Source organism: Agreia sp. (assembly GCF_964263775.1).
Lineage (GTDB): Bacteria > Actinomycetota > Actinomycetes > Actinomycetales > Microbacteriaceae > Agreia.
Map to the genome: position 1 here is coordinate 1 of NZ_CAXVWM010000001.1, position 18,923 is coordinate 18,923.

General features: G+C 67.6%; 16 protein-coding genes and 1 pseudogene. 15 read left to right on the forward strand and 2 right to left on the reverse strand.

Annotated elements, in window-relative coordinates; translation table 11 throughout:
• From ACE5CZ_RS00005 to ndk, 7 genes are all read left to right on the forward strand, one after another.
• Positions 1-218: ABC transporter permease subunit (locus ACE5CZ_RS00005; protein ID WP_374945300.1), on the forward strand; the 218-nt coding region annotated here is incomplete at its 5' end.
• Positions 215-1,033 carry an ABC transporter permease gene (locus ACE5CZ_RS00010; protein ID WP_374945301.1) on the forward strand — a complete coding sequence of 273 codons (819 nt, stop codon included), beginning with the start codon at positions 215-217 and terminating at the stop codon, positions 1,031-1,033. The genes ACE5CZ_RS00005 and ACE5CZ_RS00010, both read left to right, overlap by 4 nt.
• Complete coding sequence (locus ACE5CZ_RS00015) at positions 1,030-2,667, forward strand: dipeptide ABC transporter ATP-binding protein (RefSeq protein ID WP_374945302.1); 1,638 nt, start codon at positions 1,030-1,032, stop codon at positions 2,665-2,667. The genes ACE5CZ_RS00010 and ACE5CZ_RS00015 overlap by 4 nt, the downstream gene beginning before the upstream one ends.
• A gap of 265 nt (positions 2,668-2,932) precedes the next feature.
• Positions 2,933-6,346 (forward strand): isoleucine--tRNA ligase, encoded by a 3,414-nt coding sequence (gene ileS, locus ACE5CZ_RS00020; protein WP_374945303.1) that lies wholly within the window; start codon positions 2,933-2,935, stop codon positions 6,344-6,346.
• Positions 6,339-7,754: a bifunctional folylpolyglutamate synthase/dihydrofolate synthase gene (locus ACE5CZ_RS00025; protein WP_374945304.1), complete on the forward strand. Its 1,416-nt coding sequence runs from the start codon at positions 6,339-6,341 to the stop codon at positions 7,752-7,754. Before ileS ends, ACE5CZ_RS00025 begins: the two co-directional genes overlap by 8 nt.
• A complete protein-coding gene (locus ACE5CZ_RS00030) occupies positions 7,751-8,146 on the forward strand; it encodes a DUF4233 domain-containing protein (protein WP_374945305.1) in 396 nt (131 codons plus the stop codon). Before ACE5CZ_RS00025 ends, ACE5CZ_RS00030 begins: the two co-directional genes overlap by 4 nt.
• A 67-nt stretch (positions 8,147-8,213) precedes the next feature.
• Positions 8,214-8,630 (forward strand): nucleoside-diphosphate kinase, encoded by a 417-nt coding sequence (ndk, locus tag ACE5CZ_RS00035; protein ID WP_374945334.1) that lies wholly within the window; start codon positions 8,214-8,216, stop codon positions 8,628-8,630.
• Here the strand turns inward: ndk and ACE5CZ_RS00040 are convergent, their stop codons facing one another.
• Positions 8,631-9,245 (reverse strand): vitamin K epoxide reductase family protein, encoded by a 615-nt coding sequence (locus tag ACE5CZ_RS00040; RefSeq protein WP_374945306.1) that lies wholly within the window; start codon positions 9,243-9,245, stop codon positions 8,631-8,633.
• 315 nt (positions 9,246-9,560) lie between these two features.
• Between ACE5CZ_RS00040 and ACE5CZ_RS00045 the strand changes: the two are divergent.
• Positions 9,561-12,200 (forward strand): annotated as a pseudogene (locus ACE5CZ_RS00045) (Rne/Rng family ribonuclease).
• Between the two features lie 17 nt (positions 12,201-12,217).
• On the opposite strand, the gene ACE5CZ_RS00050 reads toward ACE5CZ_RS00045, so the two are convergent.
• Positions 12,218-12,496, reverse strand: coding sequence for a DUF4031 domain-containing protein (locus ACE5CZ_RS00050; RefSeq protein WP_374945307.1), 279 nt, complete (start codon positions 12,494-12,496; stop codon positions 12,218-12,220).
• 71 nt (positions 12,497-12,567) lie between these two features.
• Here ACE5CZ_RS00050 and ACE5CZ_RS00055 point away from each other — a divergent pair, with 71 nt between their 5' ends.
• The 7 genes from ACE5CZ_RS00055 (at position 12,568) to proB (ending at position 18,918) form a co-directional block, all read left to right on the forward strand.
• Positions 12,568-13,635 carry a permease gene (locus ACE5CZ_RS00055; protein ID WP_374945308.1) on the forward strand — a complete coding sequence of 356 codons (1,068 nt, stop codon included), beginning with the start codon at positions 12,568-12,570 and terminating at the stop codon, positions 13,633-13,635.
• Positions 13,636-13,639: 4 nt separating this feature from the next.
• Positions 13,640-14,371 carry a TIGR03943 family protein gene (locus tag ACE5CZ_RS00060; RefSeq protein ID WP_374945309.1) on the forward strand — a complete coding sequence of 244 codons (732 nt, stop codon included), beginning with the start codon at positions 13,640-13,642 and terminating at the stop codon, positions 14,369-14,371.
• Positions 14,372-14,378: 7 nt separating this feature from the next.
• Positions 14,379-15,740 carry a hypothetical protein gene (locus ACE5CZ_RS00065; protein ID WP_374945310.1) on the forward strand — a complete coding sequence of 454 codons (1,362 nt, stop codon included), beginning with the start codon at positions 14,379-14,381 and terminating at the stop codon, positions 15,738-15,740.
• Between the two features lie 197 nt (positions 15,741-15,937).
• Positions 15,938-16,246, forward strand: coding sequence for a 50S ribosomal protein L21 (gene rplU, locus ACE5CZ_RS00070; protein ID WP_374945311.1), 309 nt, complete (start codon positions 15,938-15,940; stop codon positions 16,244-16,246).
• A gap of 14 nt (positions 16,247-16,260) precedes the next feature.
• The gene (gene rpmA / locus ACE5CZ_RS00075) at positions 16,261-16,515 is read left to right on the forward strand and encodes a 50S ribosomal protein L27 (protein WP_044442950.1); all 255 of its coding nucleotides are present in this window, start codon (positions 16,261-16,263) and stop codon (positions 16,513-16,515) included.
• Between the two features lie 97 nt (positions 16,516-16,612).
• Positions 16,613-18,127: a GTPase ObgE gene (gene obgE / locus ACE5CZ_RS00080; RefSeq protein WP_374945312.1), complete on the forward strand. Its 1,515-nt coding sequence runs from the start codon at positions 16,613-16,615 to the stop codon at positions 18,125-18,127.
• Complete coding sequence (proB, locus tag ACE5CZ_RS00085) at positions 18,124-18,918, forward strand: glutamate 5-kinase (RefSeq protein ID WP_374945313.1); 795 nt, start codon at positions 18,124-18,126, stop codon at positions 18,916-18,918. Before obgE ends, proB begins: the two co-directional genes overlap by 4 nt.
• Positions 18,919-18,923: the final 5 nt, after the last annotated feature.

Sequence of the window (18,923 nt, forward strand, 5' to 3'; positions counted from 1 at the left end):
TCGGAGGCGCCGTCGTCGTGGAGTCGGTGTTCGCTCGCCCGGGCCTCGGCCGCGTGGCGCTCGCCGCGATCACCAACCGCGACCTGCCGGTGGTGATGGGCATCATCGTGTTCACGGCGATCGTCTTCGTGCTGGTCAATCTCGTCGTCGACCTGGCCTACCGGGCGATCGATCCGCGTATCAGCGCGCCGACCACCGCCATTCGGGGCGCGCGATGAGGGCTCTGTCGGGCCGCCGGGTCGGCCTGGTCGCTTCGGTGCTCCTTCTCGTCGTGGTCACGGTGATGGCCGTCGCCCCCTGGGTCTTCACTCCCCTCGATCCGTTGGCCACCGATACCTCCCGGGTGCTGCAGCCTCCGGGCTGGGGCCACCCGTTCGGCACCGACCAGACCGGGCGCGACGTGTTCACCCGCGTCGTCTACGGCGCCTCGTATTCGCTGGGCGTCGGCGCGGGCGCAACCGCGGCGGCCCTGGTTCTGGGCGTCGTGGTCGGCACACTCGTGGGGCTCGCTCCCCGGTTCGTCGACGGCATAGCGATGCGCGGCGTCGAGATCCTCCTCGCCTTCCCTGAGTTCCTCATCGCCCTCTTCGCCATCGCGGTTCTCGGCCCGGGTCCCGTGAACGTGGCCACGGCGGTCGGGGTCGCGGCGCTGCCCGCCTACATCCGGGTCGCGCGGGCCGAGACGCTCGTCGTGCGCCGATCGGGATACGTGGAGGCGGCCCGCGGCCTCGGAGTGCACCCCCTGCGGGTCGCCATCGCTCACGTCGCGCCGAATACGCTGCGGCCGCTGGGCGTCATCGCCACCATCGGCATCGGAACGACGATCGTCGCCGCGGCAGGCCTCAGCTTTCTCGGGTTGGGCCCGCAGGATCCGACTCCCGAGTGGGGGCTGCTGCTCTCGGGCGGACGCAACCTGCTGGCCCAGGCGTGGTGGGTGGCATTCTTTCCCGGCCTACTGATCACGGCGACAGTCGTCTCGGCGACCGTGGTCGGGCGACGCCTGCGCCGGGCAGGCGAGGGGAGGCGACCATGACGGATTCCCGGCAGGTCATACGCGTGGCGGGGCTGACCGTGCGCTTCGGCCAGGCGGTCGTCGTCGATTCCGTATCGCTCGCGGTCTCGGCGGGAGAATGCCTGGCCATCGTGGGGGAGTCGGGTTCGGGAAAGACGCTGACCGCCCGGGCGCTCGTCGGCCTGCTTCCCGACGGCGCAACCGTGAGTTCCGACGAATTGCTGATCGACGGCGTGGATGCCCGGCTCAACTCCGAGGCCGAGTGGCGGCGTCTCCGCGGTGCCCGCGTGGGCTTGGTCAGCCAGGATGCCCTGGTCTCACTCGACCCGCTGCGCCGGGTCGGGCGCGAGGTCGCCGAGGCGCTCGAGATCCACGGCGCACCGGGTTCGGGTGAGCGGATGCTGCGGGCCGGCCTAGACGAGACGGTCACCGCGCTGCTGGGCCGGGTCGCCGTGCCGGAGCCTTCAGAGCGGGCGCGGCAGTACCCGCACGAGCTGTCGGGTGGACTGCGGCAGCGCGCCCTGATCGCATCGGCGCTCGCCGGCGAGCCGGGCATCCTCATCGCCGACGAGCCGACGACGGCGCTCGACGTCACGGTGCAGGCCCAGGTGCTCGGTCTGTTGTCCGCGCTCCGCAGAGATGGGCTGGGGCTCATCGTGATCAGCCACGATCTGGCAGTCGTCGCCGGTATAGCCGACAGGGTAGCCGTGATGCGCAACGGGCGCATCGTGGAAGAAGGCACCACCGCCGAGGTGCTGTCGAATCCGCAGCATGAGTACACGAGAATGCTGCTGGCCGCGGCACCGAAGCTGCCCACCGCTTCATCGTCACCTGTCGATGTCGTCACGGCGGGTGCCGCGATGTCGACCGACCCTGCCGAGACCCGGGTCATCCTCGAGGCACGGGGGCTCGGACGCGACTTCCGTCGCCCCGCCGGGCGCATCCGCACTGCCGTCGACGACGTCTCATTCGAGGTGGGTGCCGGTGCGTCGATCGGTGTCGTCGGCGAATCCGGGTCGGGCAAGACGACCCTTGCCCGCCTGCTCCTCGGTTTCGACGAGCCCGACCGGGGTTCTGTGACCCTCGACGGGCTGCCGTGGAGCGGAGTGCCGGAACGGCGGCGTCGAGCCCGGCGCGGCGACGTCCAGTACATCAGTCAGGATCCGCTCGGCTCGTTCGATCCCCGGTACACGGTGTCGCGCATCGTGACCGAGGGGCTGCGCGGCGGCGCTCGCGGCATGTCTGCCGGCAACCGGGCCACGCGCATCCACAACCTGCTCGACAGCGTGGGCCTGGATGCGGCGCTCGAAGGCAGGCGCCCGCACGAGCTCTCGGGCGGTCAAAGGCAGCGCGTGGCGATCGCCCGGGCACTCGCATCCGAGCCGCGCATCCTGGTCTGCGACGAGCCGGTTTCTGCCTTGGACGTGTCGATCCAGGCGACGATCATCGAGCTTCTCGCAACCCTTCGCCGAGATCGTAAAGTCGCGCTGGTCTTCGTGTCGCACGACCTCGCCGTGGTCGCGCAGCTGTGCGACGAGGTGCTCGTGATGAAGGACGGCCGCATCGTCGAGCGCGGCGCGACAGGCGAGGTGTTCCGGCACCCGCAGCATCCGTTCACACGCACGCTGGTCGCAGCCGTGCCGCGCATGCCCTGAACGCGGCGCAGCGCGCCGAGCGTCGGGTAGAATCGAGCACAGCATGACAGTGATCCGGCAATCACCGGTGAGTCTTCGGAAGAAAGGCACGCGCGAGCGGGCCGAGTAGAGCCGAACGGGTCTGGCCCGTCACAGCCAAAGAACAAGCGGTCGGTCGAGGGGCACATCTTCGAGCGGCAAGCGAGGTGGTACCACGCGGGTCGGAGCGTTTCCGTACCAGGCGTCCTCGTGGAACAGGCAACGAGAAAGCCCGTCCAGGAGAACCATGTCGTACCCCAAAGCTTCCGAAGAGACCCCGTCACGCGACGCGCAGACGTCGAGCGCAGAACAGCAGCACCGCCACGCGGCGCCCGCCATCACGCCGAGCCCGAACTTTCCGGCGATCGAAGAAGAGGTACTCGGCTTCTGGAAGGCCGACGACACATTCCGCGCGTCGATCGAGAACCGAGCGGATGCCGACGAGTGGGTCTTCTACGACGGCCCGCCCTTCGCGAACGGCCTGCCCCACTACGGGCACCTGCTCACCGGCTACGCCAAAGACCTCTTCCCGCGCTTTCAGACCATGCGCGGCAAGAAAGTCGAGCGCCGCTTCGGTTGGGACACCCACGGACTGCCGGCCGAGCTCGAGGCGATGCGCCAGCTCGGCATCACCGAGAAGAGCCAGATCGAAGGCATGGGCATCGGGGTCTTCAACCAGGCGTCCCGCGATTCCGTGCTGCGCTACACCGGCGAATGGCAGCAGTATGTGACCCGGCAGGCGCGCTGGGTCGACTTCGAGAACGACTACAAGACACTCGACATCACGTTCATGGAGAGTGTCATCTGGGCGTTCAAGCAGCTGCACACGAAGGGCCTCGCCTACGAGGGCTTCCGGGTGCTGCCGTACTGCTGGCACGACGAGACGCCTCTGTCGAACCACGAGCTGCGCATGGACGACGACGTCTACACGATGCGCCAGGACCAGACGGTCACCGTCACGTTCCCGCTCACCGGCGTGAAGGCCGAGGCCCTCGGGCTCACGGCGGTTCGCGCACTGGCCTGGACCACGACGCCCTGGACCCTGCCGACCAACCTCGCGCTCGCGGTCGGCCCCAGCATCTCATACGCCGTTGTGCCCGGCGGCCCTCTCGGGGCGGCCGATGTGCACGAAGACAGGCTCGAGGGAGAGTCGCACGAGTACCTCATCGCGAGCGACCTGGTGGGCAACTACGCGAAAGACCTGGGCTACGAATCGGCCGACGAGGCCATCGCCGCCGTCTCCCGCACCCACCTGGGCGCCGAGCTCGAGGGCGTGACCTACGACCGGCTCTGGGACTACTACGCCGACACCGACACGTGGAAAACGCAGAACGCGTGGCGCATCCTCGTGGCCGACTACGTGTCGACCACCGACGGAACGGGCATCGTGCACCAGGCCCCCGCCTACGGTGAGGAGGACCAGAAGATCTGCGAGGCCGCGGGCATCCCTGTCGTGATCTCGGTCGATGAGGGCGCGCGTTTCCTGCCGAGCGTTCCCGACGTCGCGGGCCTGCAGGTCTTCGACGCGAACAAGCCGCTCACGCAGCTGCTGCGCGCCAACGGGCGCCTGCTGCGCCAGGCCAGCTACGAGCACTCCTACCCGCACTGCTGGCGCTGCCGCAACCCGCTGATCTACAAGGCGGTCTCGAGTTGGTTCGTGCGCGTCACCGAGTTCCGCGACCGCATGGAGACGCTGAACCAGGAGATCAACTGGATTCCCGAGAACGTGAAAGACGGACAGTTCGGCAAGTGGGTGTCGAACGCTCGCGACTGGTCGATTTCGCGCAACCGCTACTGGGGATCGCCCATCCCGGTCTGGAAGAGCGACAATCCCGAATACCCGCGGGTGGATGTCTACGGCTCGCTCGACGAGCTGGAGGCCGATTTCGGGGTGAGGCCCACCGACCTGCATCGCCCCTACATCGACGAGCTCACCCGCCCCAACCCCGACGACCCCACCGGGCGGTCCACGATGCGCCGCATCGACGACGTGCTCGACGTGTGGTTCGACTCGGGATCGATGCCGTTCGCCCAGGTGCACTATCCGTTCGAGAACCAGCAGTGGTTCGCCGACCACAACCCGGCCGACTTCATCGTGGAGTACATCGGGCAGACCCGCGGCTGGTTCTACACGCTGCACACCCTCTCGACCGCCCTGTTCGACCGCCCGGCCTTCCGCAACGTCGTGAGCCACGGCATCGTGCTCGGCAGCGACGGGCAGAAGATGTCGAAGAGCCTGCGCAACTACCCCGACGTCTCCGAGGTGCTCGACCGCGACGGCTCGGATGCGATGCGCTGGTTCCTCATGAGTTCGCCCGTTCTGCGCGGCGGCAACCTCGTCGTCACAGAGGAGGCCATCCGCGAGGCCACGAGGCAGGTGCTGCTGCCGCTCTGGAGCACGTATTACTTCTTCACCCTCTACGCCAACACCGCGGGCGAGTCGGGGTACGACGCCCAGCTGCGCACCGATTCCACCGACGTGCTCGATCGCTACCTGCTGGCCAAGACGCGCGAGCTCATCCACGACGTGGCCGCCGACCTCGATGCGTTCGATTCGACGCTCGCCACGGCCAAGCTGCGCGACTTCGCCGACGTGCTCACCAACTGGTACGTGCGTCGCAGCCGCGACCGCTTCTGGTCGGGCATCGACACCGCCGCCTTCGACACCCTCTTCACGGTGCTCGAGACGGTCACCCGGGTCGCCGCCCCGCTGCTGCCACTCATCTCCGAGCGCATCTGGAAGGGACTCACCGGAGAGCGCAGTGTGCATCTCACCGACTGGCCCGACGAGAACCTCTTTCCCGCCGACCCTGCGCTCGTGCACGCCATGGACCAGGTGCGCGAGATCTCATCGACCGTGCTGTCGCTGCGCAAGCAGAGCGGCCTCCGGGTGCGGCTTCCGCTCGCCAACCTCACCATCGTGAGTTCCAACGTCGAGGCGCTGCGCCCGTTCGAGGGCATCCTCGCCGACGAGCTCAACGTCAAGACCGTCACCCTGGTCGAGCAGCAGGCGAACAGCGCCCTCGAGTTCGGCATCACGTCGAAGCTCACGGTGAACGCCCGCGCGGCCGGCCCGCGCCTCGGCAAGCAGGTGCAGCAGGTCATCACGGCCGCCCGCCGAGGCGACTGGTCGGAGAGCAACGGGGTGGTGACCGCCGGAGGCATCGACCTGGTCGACGGCGAATACGAGCTCGTGCTCGAGACGCAGGATGCCGGCGACGGCTCCCACGCGGCCCTCGCGCTGCTGCCGGGCGGCGGATTCGCCCTGCTCGACACCGCGATGACTTCCGAGCTCGAGGCAGAGGGCCTGGCGCGGGACATGATCCGCGCCGTGCAGGATGCCCGCAAGTCGGCCGGCTTCGAGGTGAGCGACAGGATCGTGCTCGACCTCGTGTTCTTCGCCGACGCCGATGCCGACGCGCTGCGTCACGCCTCGACTGTCGATATCGCGGGGGAGACCCTCGCCACGGCGTTCACCATCTCGGGACCCCGTGACACCCCCGGCCTCGACGGGTACCGTGATGATCTGGTGGCCGAGTGGATCGGCAACGCGGTGGCCACCGCCCCCGAGCACGTCGTTCGCATCAACGGCGCCAAATACGCGAACACCGAAGACGTCATCGTCGCGGTGAGCCGACAGTCAGGAATCCGCAATGTCTGATTTTGAATCGCCCGATCCCGAGAAGTCGGGCTACATCGGCCCGCTCGACGATACCGATCCCGACGAGTTCGTCGCGGCGGGCGACGCCGTCTACGCCGCGTTGCTCGAGCGCCTCGGCGAGGCGGCCCCCCAGCCGCGGCTGTCGGCGACCCGTCGAGTCGTCGAGCTGCTCGGCGATCCCCAGCGCGCCTATCCCGTCATTCACATCACGGGCACGAACGGCAAGACCAGCACCAGCCGCATCACGGAAAGCATCCTCCGGGCATACGGCCTGCGCACCGGCCTCTTCACGAGCCCCCACCTCGAGCGTCTCAACGAGCGCATCGTCATCGACGGCGAGCCCATCAGCAACGAGGCGCTCGCGGCGAACTGGGCCGACATCGAGCCGTTCGTGCAGATCGTCGACGGCGAGCTCGAGACGGTGGGCGAGCCGCGCATCACCTTCTTCGAGGCCCTCTCGGTTCTGGCGTTCGCATCGTTCGCCGATGCCCCGGTCGATGTCGCGGTGATCGAGGTCGGCATGGGCGGCGAGTGGGATTCGACGAATGTCGCCGACGGCCAGGTGGCCGTCCTCACCCCGATCTCGCTCGATCACACCAACCGCCTCGGCAACACGGTGGAGGAGATAGCCCGCACGAAGTCGGGCATCATCAAACCCGTCTCGCACGTGGTCACCGCATTGCAGCCCGCCGGGGCGCTCGCCGAACTCCAGCGCGCGGTCGAGCTCACAGAGTCGAGCCTCGCCGTGCAGGGAGATGCGTTCCGCCTGCTCTCCAGCGCAGTCGGCGTCGGCGGTCAGGTCGTGTCGATCCAGGGACTCGCGGGCACCTACTCCGATCTCTTCCTGCCGCTCTACGGCGCGCACCAGGCGCAGAACGCGGCGGTGGCCGTGGCCGCGGTGGAGTCGTTCCTCGGCGGCGGAACGCACGAGCTCGCGGTCGACGTGGTGAATGAGGGCTTCGCCACCGTCACGTCGCCCGGTCGGCTGCAGCTGGTCGGCATCGAGCCCACCGTGCTGGTCGACGCCGCGCACAACCCCGGCGGCGCCGAGGCTCTCGCCGTGGCGATCACCGAATACTTCACCTTCGACAAGGTGGTCGCGGTGCTCGGCATCCTCGCCGACAAAGACGTCGAGGGCATCGTTCGTGCCCTCGAGCCGGTCGTCACCGACTTCGTCGTCACGGATGCGCCGAGCGAGCGGGCCATCGATGCGGATTCCCTGGCGGCGATCGTCGTCGGCATCGTCGGACGCGACCGTGTCGCCGTCGAACCCGAGTTCGAGCGCGCCATGGAGGTGGCCCGCGACAGCGCCGACGAGGCCCAACGCGGCGCCGTGCTGGTGACCGGGTCGATCACGCTCGTGGGCGAGGCCATCACCCTGGCCGCGGCCGAGAAATGGAAGCCGTGACCGACATCCAGAACCCGCAGGCCCAGCCGCCGCGACCGGCCAGGGTCTCGTCTGTGCGCCGCTCGCTGGGCTCGATCGTGCTCGGCTTCGAGAGCGTCGTGATGTTCCTCGCCGCACTCGTCGCGTTCGGGCTCAAGGCTCTGCCGCCTCTTCCCTCCCTCGGTGGGGGAGCGCTCTTGTGCGTCGCGCTGGTCGCCGGCGCGGGGCTGCTGCGCTTTCGCTGGGGCTACGCCTTCGGCTGGGTGCTGCAGGCGGCGATCATTGCATCCGCCTTCCTCGTGCCGGTGATGTGGATCGTCGGCGTGCTGTTCGTGGGCCTGTGGACGTACTGCATGGTCGTCGGAGCACGGATCGACCGCGAGAAAGCCGCTGCGGCGGCCGTTCAACCCTGATGCGTCATCGACGCTCGCTACAGTGAAACCGTACGTTTCCCCTGTCTGGAAGGACACCCCTGTGACCATCACGAGCGAAGAATCCCTCGTACTCATCAAGCCCGACGGCGTGGCCCGCAACCTCACGGGGGAGATCCTCTCCCGCATCGAAGGCAAGGGCTACCAGCTCGTCGACATCAAGCTCATCGAACCCGAGCGCAGCCTGCTCGCGGCCCACTACGCGGAGCACGAAGGCAAGCCGTTCTATGAGCCGCTCCTCGAGTTCATGGAGTCCGGCCCCATCGTCGCGATCCGCGTCGCGGGCAACCGCGTCATCGAAGGCTTCCGCTCACTCGCGGGCACGACCGACCCCACGACGGCCGCGCCGGGCACGATTCGCGGCGACCTCGGGCGCGACTGGGGGCTGAAGGTTCAGCAGAATCTCGTGCACGGCAGCGACTCGCCCGAGTCCGCGCAGCGCGAACTCGCCATCTGGTTCGGCTGATCAGCTGTAGAGAATGATCGTCGTGATGGCGTCGAGGCGCAATTGCGCCATCACGACGATGACGAGGTAGCCGAGCAGCACGAGAATCCAGGTGAACGGGTAAATGCGGGCAAAGATCTGCCGCGACGCGCCCGAGTTGCCGAAGTGGCCCTCTTTCAGATTGAAGACGGTCACATAGAAGAACATCGGGATCATGACGGTCCACACGACCATGCAGTAGGGACAGAGGGTTCCCAGAACGAAGATGCTCTGCGAGATGAGCCAGGCGACGAAGACGATACCGGCCAGGAGCCCCGCATTGAAGCCGATCCAGAACCAGGATGCGAAGCGGGCTCCGGCGAGGATCGCGACGCCGACGATGATCGGCGCGATGAACGCGGCGACGCCGATGATCGGGTTGGGAAACCCGAACAACGAGCCTTGCGCGCTATTCATGTTCGCGCCGCACTGCACGAGCGGCGAGATGTCGCAGCTCGGGTTGTAGTCGGGATTGGCAAGCGTCTCGATCTTCTCGCGGGTGAGGTCGAAGGCGGCGATCCATCCGACGACGCCGGCCACGATCAGGAAGATCGCGAAAATGAAGGGTCTTCTCGTCTTGACCGTCGTATCCACCACGGTCGGATTATCGCACAGCGCTAAATACGCATTCTGAGAATGCATGCGATAATTGGCGTCAGTGCTCCTGGCCGCGTCCGGGGGAACGCCACAGAAGGCTTGTCGGAACGAAAGCAGGTGCAACCACAGTGGGTGCATGCATCGTCCGAACACAGAAGTACAGTCACAGAAGAAGTACACGTAAAGGCAGCCAGAGCCAGAAGTCGCCGGCTGCCCGTGTAAAGGATTGGCGAGATCTTCGTTCACGCGAAGGGCTCGCTCTGGAGAGTACCGACGGGTGGCGCGGCCACCGGCTCGGCAAGGAGTGCACCAGCAATGGTGGAAGACAACAACAACACAGGTTCATCGAACACAGGATCAGGCCCACGCAAACGCCTCTTCGGGGGTCGCAAGTCGGCGAAGAAAGCCGTCGAGGTGCCCGCGGTCGACGACCCGACGGTCGCGCCTTCAGAGGCGGAGCCGCTGCGGCAGTCCCCGGCCGTCGCATCCACCGGCGTGGTGTCACCCGTCGTGTCACCCGCCGTCGTGTCGCCATTCGACGAGGAGCACCCGGGGCTCGCGCCCCTCGAGCCCACGACGCAGCCTGAGGCGCGCGTTCAGGCGCCACTGCTGCGGCCGACCACGTCGCTGATCTTCCAGGCCCCCGACATCCAGCCGCTGCCTCCTCGCGACGACGACGACGACGATGAGCGTGGCGACGACGACGAGCGCCCCGACACCTCTGTGCGGCGTCGTTCTCGTCGACGCTCGGGCGAAGACAGCCGGCCCGGCGACAACGACCCGGCCAATACGGTCGTCAAGGTGCGCACGCCGCGCCCCGAACCCGAACTCATCACCGAGCCCCAGCGAATCAAGGGCTCGACGCGCCTCGAAGCCAAGAAGCAGCGCCGTCGCGACGGTCGGGATGCGGGCCGCCGTCGCCCTGTCGTGACCGAGGCCGAGTTCCTCGCCCGCCGCGAATCCGTCGACCGCGTCATGGTCGTGCGTGCCAAAGACGACAAGATCCAGATCGGCGTGCTCGAAGACGGCGTGCTGGTCGAGCACTACGTCGCCAAGGCGCAGGACGCCTCGCTGATCGGCAACGTGTACCTGGGCAAGGTGCAGAACGTCCTCCCCAGCATGGAGGCGGCGTTCGTCGACATCGGGCGCGGTCGCAACGCGGTGCTGTACTCGGGCGAGGTCGACTAGGAGGCCGCAGCGGCGGAGAACCCGAACGGCGGCAACCAGGCACGCAAGATCGAGTTGGCGCTGAAGCCCGGTGCAACCGTCTTGGTGCAGGTCACGAAAGACCCCGTCGGTCACAAGGGCGCGCGCCTGACCAGCCAGATCTCGCTTCCCGGCCGCTACCTGGTCTACGTGCCGAACGGATCGATGAACGGCATCTCACGCAAGCTTCCCGACGTGGAGCGCTCGCGCCTCAAGAAGATCCTGAAAGAGGTGCTGCCCGAGAACGTCGGCGTGATCGTGCGCACGGCCTCGGAGGGCGCCACAGAAGAGCAGCTGACCCTCGATGTGAGCCGCCTCACCACTCAGTGGTCCGACATCTCGGCCGCCGTGCAGAAACAGCAGTCGCCCGCTCTTCTGCACTCCGAGCCCGACCTGCTCATCAAGATCGTGCGCGACGTCTTCAATGAAGACTTCCAGCGACTCGTCATCTCGGGCGACGACGCGCGCGCCACGATCGAGACCTACCTCGGCCAGGTCGCTCCCGATCTGCTCGACCGGGTCGAGCGATACGAGGGCGACCGCGATGCCTTCGACGAGTTCCGCGTCTCGGAGCAGATCGAGAAGGCTCTCGACCGCAAGGTCTGGCTGCCGTCGGGCGGATCCCTCGTGATCGACCGCACCGAGGCCATGACCGTCGTCGACGTCAACACCGGCAAGTTCGTGGGCTCGGGCGGAAACCTCGAGGAGACCGTCACGAAGAACAACCTCGAGGCCGCCGAGGAGATCGTGCGACAGCTGCGCCTGCGCGATATCGGCGGCATCATCGTGGTCGACTTCATCGACATGGTGCTCGAAACGAACCGCGACCTGGTTCTTCGCCGCATGGTCGAATGCCTCAGCCGCGACCGCACCAAGCACCAGGTCGCCGAGGTCACTTCGCTGGGCCTCGTGCAGATGACCCGCAAGAAGCTGGGTCTCGGTCTGCTCGAGTCGTTCAGCGAGCCCTGCGAGGTCTGCGCCGGCCGCGGCGTCATCGTGCACCACGACCCCGTCGTCAAGCACCGCGGAACCGGCAGTGCGCCCGCGTCGTCGAGCGCGCCGCAGCAGGAGCGTCGCCGCTCGGGCCGCAGCAACGGCACTGGCGGCAATGGCAATGGCGGCAACGGCAATGGAAGCGGCTCGTCGAGCAACGGCAACGGCTTCTCGAGCAGCGCCTCCTCGTCGCAGGGCGTCCCCGCCACCAAGCCCCACGGAATAACCGACGACGCGAAAAACGCACTCGCGAAGATCGCGGCGTCGACCATCGCGACCCACACGGGTGCGGTGAGCGTCATCACCGAGGAGCAGTCCGGCGCAGCCAAGGCCGCCTCACAGTCGATTGCCGAGACACCCGCCGAGACGGCTGCGGGCGTCGAAAGCACGCAGGCAGCACCGGATGCCGCGGCATCCGAGGCGCCCACTTCGACACGCGGCCGCAAGGGAAGCCGCCGTGCGCGTCAGGCCACGCCCGTGGTCGAGGTCGGCGACGCACCGAACGCGTCCGAGATTGTTGCAGCTCCGACGGTCGGTGCGCCGGCGGTCATCGAGCTGCCGGCCATCGAAATCCTCGACATCCCGGTCGCGAAGGCGCATGGCGCGCAGCGTCGCATCTCGAACCACGATGCCGAGGTGCTCCTCGATTCCGTGCTCGGTGCTCTGCCCGAGCCGAAGCAGCCGGGGCAGGGCCGCTCGCGCAGCCGACGGGTGAGCACGGCAGCACTGTCGGCTCCGACGCCCGAGCAGCAGTAGCCCAAGATCAGGGGCCGCTATCGCCCCGAACCGGGGCGGTCGCGGCCTTTGACGCGCAACCCGCTGCGCTCGAGCCTGCGCACGAGGTCGCGGTAGCTCACGGGAAGCGCTCCCGCGGCCACCAGGTCGGCGTGTTTCGACATGGGCACGTCGTAGTGGTCGAGATCGAAGCTGCGCCGGGGCAGACCGGCCGCGCGGGCGAAGTCGTGCAATTCGTCGAGCGACGAGTCGCTGACGAGGTGGCCCCAGACGGTGTCGTGGGCGGGCCAGCTGGGCCAGTCGATCAGCACGGTCATGATTGTGAGTGTACGGCTGCGCGGCGCTTCACAGCGTCGGCTGCTCGACAAGACTTGTACTCTTGTGTTCCGTGACTTCTCCCCGGCTCGACCACCAGAAGCACGCCGAGCACGAGAGTCACGACGCCCACGACGGGCACACCCATTCGGCGTCGGTGACGGGCCGTGGCCTGCTCGTGCGCATCGGTGCGGGCGTCGGCATCGTCGTCGCCCTCTTCGTCGTGCGTGCGCTGGTGCCGGGGCTCGGATGGAGCCTGCCGAACCGCATGCAGGATTTCATCACGCTCTCGATCAGCGTCATCGTCGAGTCGCTGCCCTTCGTTCTGCTGGGCATCGTGCTGGCGGTGATCGTGCAGGTCTGGCTCCCCGCGGGATTCTTCGATCGCATCCTGCCGAAGAGCCCCCTGGCTCGCCGGGCCTGCATCTCGCTCATCGGCATGCTTCTCCCGGTCTGCGAGTGCGGCAACGTGCCCCTGGCTCGCGGCCTCATCATTCGCGGCTTCACGGTGCCCGAGTCCCTGACCTTTCTGCTCGCGGCCCCCATCCTCAACCCGATCACGATCATCACGACCCAGCAGGCTTTCGCGGGCGACCCGATCGTCCTGGTCGCCCGACTCGTGGGCGGATTCGTCATCGCGAACACGATCGGCTGGCTCTACTCCCGGCACCCCAATCCGGATGCCCTGCTGACGCCGGGCTTCGCCCGGGAGTGCGCCGTGGCGCACCAGGAGACCGGCTCGCGCCCCGCGCGGAGCCTCGCGATGTTCGTGCGGGAGACCACGGGAATCATGCCCGCGTTGATCGTCGGCTCGCTCGTGGCCGGCGGCATCCAGACCATCGTGCCGCGCGACGTGCTTGTGGCGCTCGGAAGCAACCCCGTCTGGTCGGTGCTGGCGTTGATGGCCCTCGCCTTCGTAGTGTCGGTCTGCTCCAACGTCGACGCCTTCTTCATTTTGTCGTTCGGAGGAATCTTCTCCACGGGCGCCATCGTCTCGTTTTTGACGTTCGGTCCGATGATCGACGTGAAGATGCTGGCGCTGATGCGCACGACCTTCACGACGAAGACGCTCGTGCAGGTCTCCGTTCTCGTCGGGCTGATGGCCGCGGCACTGGGCCTGGCGGTGAACGTTCTTGTGTGACGGCGTGAGGCAGCGTTGGATCGGCGTGCTGCTCACCCTCGCCGCCTGCGTCGCCACCGTCTGGCTCTGGCTCGACGGCGGCCTGGGGCTCTACGTGCATCCGCGCTATTTCGCCTTCACCGTCGTCGCCGCAGTCGTGGGCATCGTGGTGGTCGTGGCCAGTTTCATCGTGCGTGTGCCGGCCGACGAGGTGGCCGACGGCGGAGTCGGTCGTCGTGCGTGGCGCCGTGCGCTGTCGATCGTCGTCGTCGTGCTCTGCGTGTTCGGTGCGGGTTCGCTGATCCTGCTGCCTCCCGCGACGCTCACTTCGGCCACGGCCGACCAACGCAGCGTGAACGGTGGCACGGTCGTGGGCGCGGGGGCGCAGCAGGCCACCGGCGACACGGCCGACTTCGGGGTCAAGGAGTGGGCGACGGCGCTGCGCCAGAGCACCGACCTGCAGGGCATCGCCGGCAGCCCGGCCACGCTCACGGGCTTCATCAGCGCCGACCCCGACGACCCGCAGAACGTGTTCTTCGTGACGCGCTTCTTCGTGACGTGCTGTGCGGCAGACGCACAGCCCGTGGGGGTCGCCGTGTACCAGCCGGACTGGAAACAGTCGCTGGCCCTCGACGACTGGGTCGAGGTGACCGGGGCGTTCGACCTGAACCCGAGCGTGAAGAGCCGCCAGCCGATGGTGCTCGTGCCCCAGCAGGTCTCCGAGGTCGACGAGCCGAACGATCCCTATGTCTACTGAGTCGCACGTGTCTACTGAGTCGCACGTCGAGGCGCCCGGCCGACGCGCGCCGTTCGGCCGCATCCTCGCGGTCATGATCACGGTGCTGGTGGTGGTCTGTGCGGGCCTCGCCGTTCTGACCCTCGGTCAGGGCCCCCGTCTCGCCCGCGCCGACATCGACACAGACAGCGTGGTGCAGCTCGCCCAGCAGAGGCTGCTGATGCACTCGAACGAAGCCCTGGCCGAGATCGATGCAGACCAGGTCAGCATCTCGCCGGGCGTTCCCCTGCGGGTGGCCACCGATGGCAGCACCCTCTCGGTCACGTTCGACCAACGGCTGCTCTACGACACCGACTACGTGGTGTCGGTGTCCCGGGTCACGAGCCCGTTCCAGGATGCCGACTCGACGTTTGAGTACGCCTTCACCACGGGCTCGCCGCCGGTCTACTACCTGCAGCCGGGCACACCGGATGCGACGGGCCGGGCCGACGACGCGATCGTGCGCACCACGGTCTCGGGCACGGCGCGCGACGTCGTGTACTCGGCCCCGAACATCCAGGATTTCGCCGTCGTGGGGTCGAGCCTCGCGGTCTCGTCAGCGGCCGACGATGGGATGTCTCAGCTCGTGCTGGTCGTGCCCGGCCAGACCGCGGTCGAGACTCTGCCGCTGCCGGCGCGGGGAACGATCACCCAGCTCGGGTCGTCGGTGAAACAGGCGATGCTCGGTTTTCGGTTCACCAGCGAAGACCCGGCGCTCGGCTACTCCGACACCCTGCTGCTGTTCGACCTGCTCGCCAAGCATGCCTCCTTCACCCTCCCCGGCACGGAGATCGGCGAGGCCCTGCGGGTCGAGCAGTGGGAATTCATTCCCGACAGCACGCTGATCGAGACCACCGCCGATGGCGTGCTGTCGATCTACGACTCCGCCCTGCAGCAGGGCGCGGTCATCGGCGACTTCGACAGTCTCGGCGAGGTCGCCCCCGCCGGAACGCAGTCCGTCATCGGCGAGCAGGGAGCGGCTTATGTGCTCGATCTCCTCTCGGGCGAGGTGACGCCGCTCGTGGCCGTCCTTCCCGCGGGGGCGACCTCGATCGGACTTCCCCTCCTCGGGCCCGACGGATCGTCGACCGTCTCGATCGCGACGCTCGACGACCCGGATGGCCCGCCACGGCAGGGGGTCGTGCGGGCAGCGAGCAGCGGGTCGACTGTCGTCTTCGACACGGGCTCTTCGGATGCGCGAATAGTCTCCCTTACCCAGTCTCCGAATGCGCAGTACCTGGCGATCGCGGTTGCCGCGCGCTCCGATGCCGAGACCGCGACCTCGATCGTCGACCGGTCGAGCGGCGCGGTCGTGCGCACGCTCGTGGGCTCTCACGTCACCTGGCCCTAGTCCGGGCCGCGGGCTGTTATGCTGTCGAAAGCGCAAAGACCCCGACCGAACCCTCGGGCAAAGGCGCTCATCACTGTGCTCCGAGTTTGACCGGTGCACGAGCTTGACGTAAAGTTGTCCGTTGGCGCGCGCTTGGCTCAGCCCGCGTGTCAATCGAGTTTTGTGGGCAATTCGCTCTCTAGAGAATAGGTACTGAAGTGGTTTACGCAGTTGTGCGCGCCGGTGGTCGGCAAGAAAAGGTAGAGGTCGGCACGATCGTCACCCTCGACCGCATCAAGGCCGACAAAGACGGCAACATCGAGTTGGCCGCCGTGCTGCTCGTCGACGGTGACAAGATCACCTCCGACGCCGCATCGCTCGCCCAGGTCACCGTCACCGCCGAGGTCCTCGAAGACCTCCGTGGCCCGAAGATTGTCATCCAGAAGTTCAAGAACAAGACCGGGTACAAGAAACGCCAGGGTCATCGTCAAGACCTGACCCGCGTCAAGGTCACCGGAATCAAGTAGGGCAGGAAGAGCTAATGGCACATAAAAAGGGCGCGAGTTCCACTCGCAACGGTCGTGACTCCAACGCACAGCGTCTGGGCGTCAAGCGCTTCGGTGGCCAGGTCGTCGGAGCGGGCGAGATCATCGTCCGCCAGCGCGGCACCCACTTCCACCCCGGCGTCAACGTCGGCCGTGGCGGCGACGACACCCTGTTCGCTCTCGCCGCAGGTTCGGTCGAGTTCGGGCACAAGGGCGGCCGCAAGGTCATCAACATCGTGGCAGGCGAGTAGCACTCTCCTCACGGACACAGATGGCAGGGGCGGGCTTCGGCCCGCTCCTGCCATTCTCATTTTCACTCAAAGAATTGTTTCAACGTTAGGAGAGCAGATGGCGACGTTTGTTGACCATGTGACACTCCACCTCCGCGCGGGCAACGGCGGCAACGGCTGCGTGTCGGTCAAGCGCGAGAAGTTCAAGCCCCTTGCCGGCCCCGACGGCGGAACGGGCGGCAACGGCGGCGACATCGTGCTCGTCGCCGACCCCGGCGTCACCACCCTTCTCGGCTTTCACCGCTCGCCGCACCGTCGCAGCGAGAACGGCGGCCCCGGCATGGGCGACCATCGCAGCGGCACCAATGCCGACGAACTCGTGCTGAGCGTTCCGATCGGAACGCTGGTCAAAGACATCGATGGCACCGAGCTCGCCGACATGACCGACCCCGGCATGCGCGTCGTCATCGCCGAAGCCGGCCAGGGCGGCCTCGGAAACGCCGCCCTGTCGAACACCAAACGCAAGGCTCCGGGCTTCGCGCTGCTCGGAACGCTGGGCTTCGAAGGCGACGTGCGCCTCGAGCTGAAGGTCGTGGCCGATGTCGCCCTCGTCGGCTACCCGTCTGCCGGCAAGTCGAGTCTCGTCGCCGCGCTCTCGGCCGCCAAGCCCAAGATCGCCGACTATCCGTTCACCACGCTGCACCCCAACCTCGGCGTCGTGCAGGCGGGGGAGACCCGCTACACGATCGCCGACGTTCCCGGTCTCATCGAGGGTGCGAGCGAAGGCAAGGGCCTGGGCCTCGAGTTTCTGCGCCACGTCGAACGCTGCACCGCACTGCTGCACGTGCTCGACTGCGCCACGCTCGAGCCCGGTCGCGATCCCATCTCCGACCTCGATATCATCCTCGCCGAACTCGCCGCCTATCCCGTTCCCGATGGGCAGATTCCGCTGCTAGAGCGCCCGCAATTGATCGCGCTGAACAAGATCGACGTGCCGGAGGGGCGCGAACTCGCCGACTTCGTCACGCCCGAGCTCGAGGCCCGCGGCTACCGGGTCTTCGAGATCTCGACCGCGAGCCACGAGGGCCTTCGGCCCCTCTCGTTCGCCCTGGGTCAGCTCGTCGAAGACGGCAGGCAGGCGCTCATCGACGCGCCGCCGAAGCCGCGTCTCGTCATGCGTCCCCGTGCCGTCGACGAGGCCGGGTTCACCGTGCGCGTCGAAGGCGGCTCGGGTGGAAACATCTACCGCGTGCTGGGCACGAAGCCCGAGCGCTGGGTGCAGCAGACAGACTTCACGAACGAAGAGGCCATCGGCTTTCTCGCCGACCGCCTGGCGAAGCTCGGTGTCGAAGACCAGCTGTTCAAGAAGGGCGCCCAGGCGGGTTCGACCGTCATCATCGGACTCGACAACGGCGTCGTGTTCGACTGGGAGCCCACGATGACCTCGACGGCCGAGCTCGTCACCGCCCCGCGCGGTCTCGATCCCCGACTGCTCAAAGACGGCCGCCGCACCAGCAACCAGCGCCGCGAAGAATACTTCGAGCGCATGGACGCCAAGGCCGAGGCCCGGGCCGAGCTCGTGCGCGAGAAAGAGGCGGGGCTCTGGCGCGAAGACAGCGCGGCCGAGGAGTGACCCGCGTCCGGCTCGCCGATCGCGGCGACATCGAGCGCGCGAGACGCATCGTCGTGAAAGTGGGTTCGTCGTCGATCTCCGGCGACAACGCCGGGCAGATCGCCCCGCTGGTCGACGCGCTCGCCACGGCCCACCGGCGCGGCGTCGAGATCATGCTCGTGTCGTCGGGCGCCATTGCCACGGGCATGCCCTACCTGCAGCTCGACTCGCGGCCCACCGACCTCGCGACCCAGCAGGCGGCTGCGGCAGTGGGCCAGAACGTGCTCATCTACCGCTATCAAGACAGCCTCGACCGCTTCGACATCGTCGCGGGGCAGGTGCTGCTCACCGCGGGAGACCTCGAGAACCCCACGCCGCGCTCGAACGCGCAACGCGCCATGGAGCGCCTGCTCGGCCTGCGCATCCTGCCGATCGTGAACGAGAACGATACGGTCGCCACGCACGAGATCCGGTTCGGCGACAACGACAGGCTCGCGTCGCTGGTGGCCGAACTGGTGCAGGCCGACCTGCTGGTGCTGCTCTCCGATGTCGACGCCCTCTACACGCGCCCGCCCCTCGAGCCCGGCGCCATCCTGATCTCGCACGTGCCTTACGGCGATGAGCTCGACGGCGTCGTCGTCGGCGACGTCGGAACGGGGCTCGGCACGGGAGGCGCGACGACGAAGGTGTCGGCCGCACGCTATGCCGCGAGCACCGGCACGGCGGTCATCCTGACCTCGACGCCGCAGGCCGCGCAGGCTCTCGCGGGCGAAGCGGTCGGAACCTGGTTCGACGCGGCCCCAGAGCCGTAAACTGG

Excerpts from the sequence above, each read along its gene's own strand:
- ACE5CZ_RS00050 (WP_374945307.1), bottom strand. The coding sequence starts at position 12,496 with ATGACCGTGCTGATCGACTGGCCCAGCTGGCCCGCCCACGACACCGTC.
- obgE (WP_374945312.1), top strand. The coding sequence starts at position 16,613 with ATGGCGACGTTTGTTGACCATGTGACACTCCACCTCCGCGCGGGCAAC.
- ACE5CZ_RS00015 (WP_374945302.1), top strand. The coding sequence starts at position 1,030 with ATGACGGATTCCCGGCAGGTCATACGCGTGGCGGGGCTGACCGTGCGC.
- ileS (WP_374945303.1), top strand. The coding sequence starts at position 2,933 with ATGTCGTACCCCAAAGCTTCCGAAGAGACCCCGTCACGCGACGCGCAG.
- rpmA (WP_044442950.1), top strand. The coding sequence starts at position 16,261 with ATGGCACATAAAAAGGGCGCGAGTTCCACTCGCAACGGTCGTGACTCC.
- ACE5CZ_RS00010 (WP_374945301.1), top strand. The coding sequence starts at position 215 with ATGAGGGCTCTGTCGGGCCGCCGGGTCGGCCTGGTCGCTTCGGTGCTC.
- ACE5CZ_RS00025 (WP_374945304.1), top strand. The coding sequence starts at position 6,339 with ATGTCTGATTTTGAATCGCCCGATCCCGAGAAGTCGGGCTACATCGGC.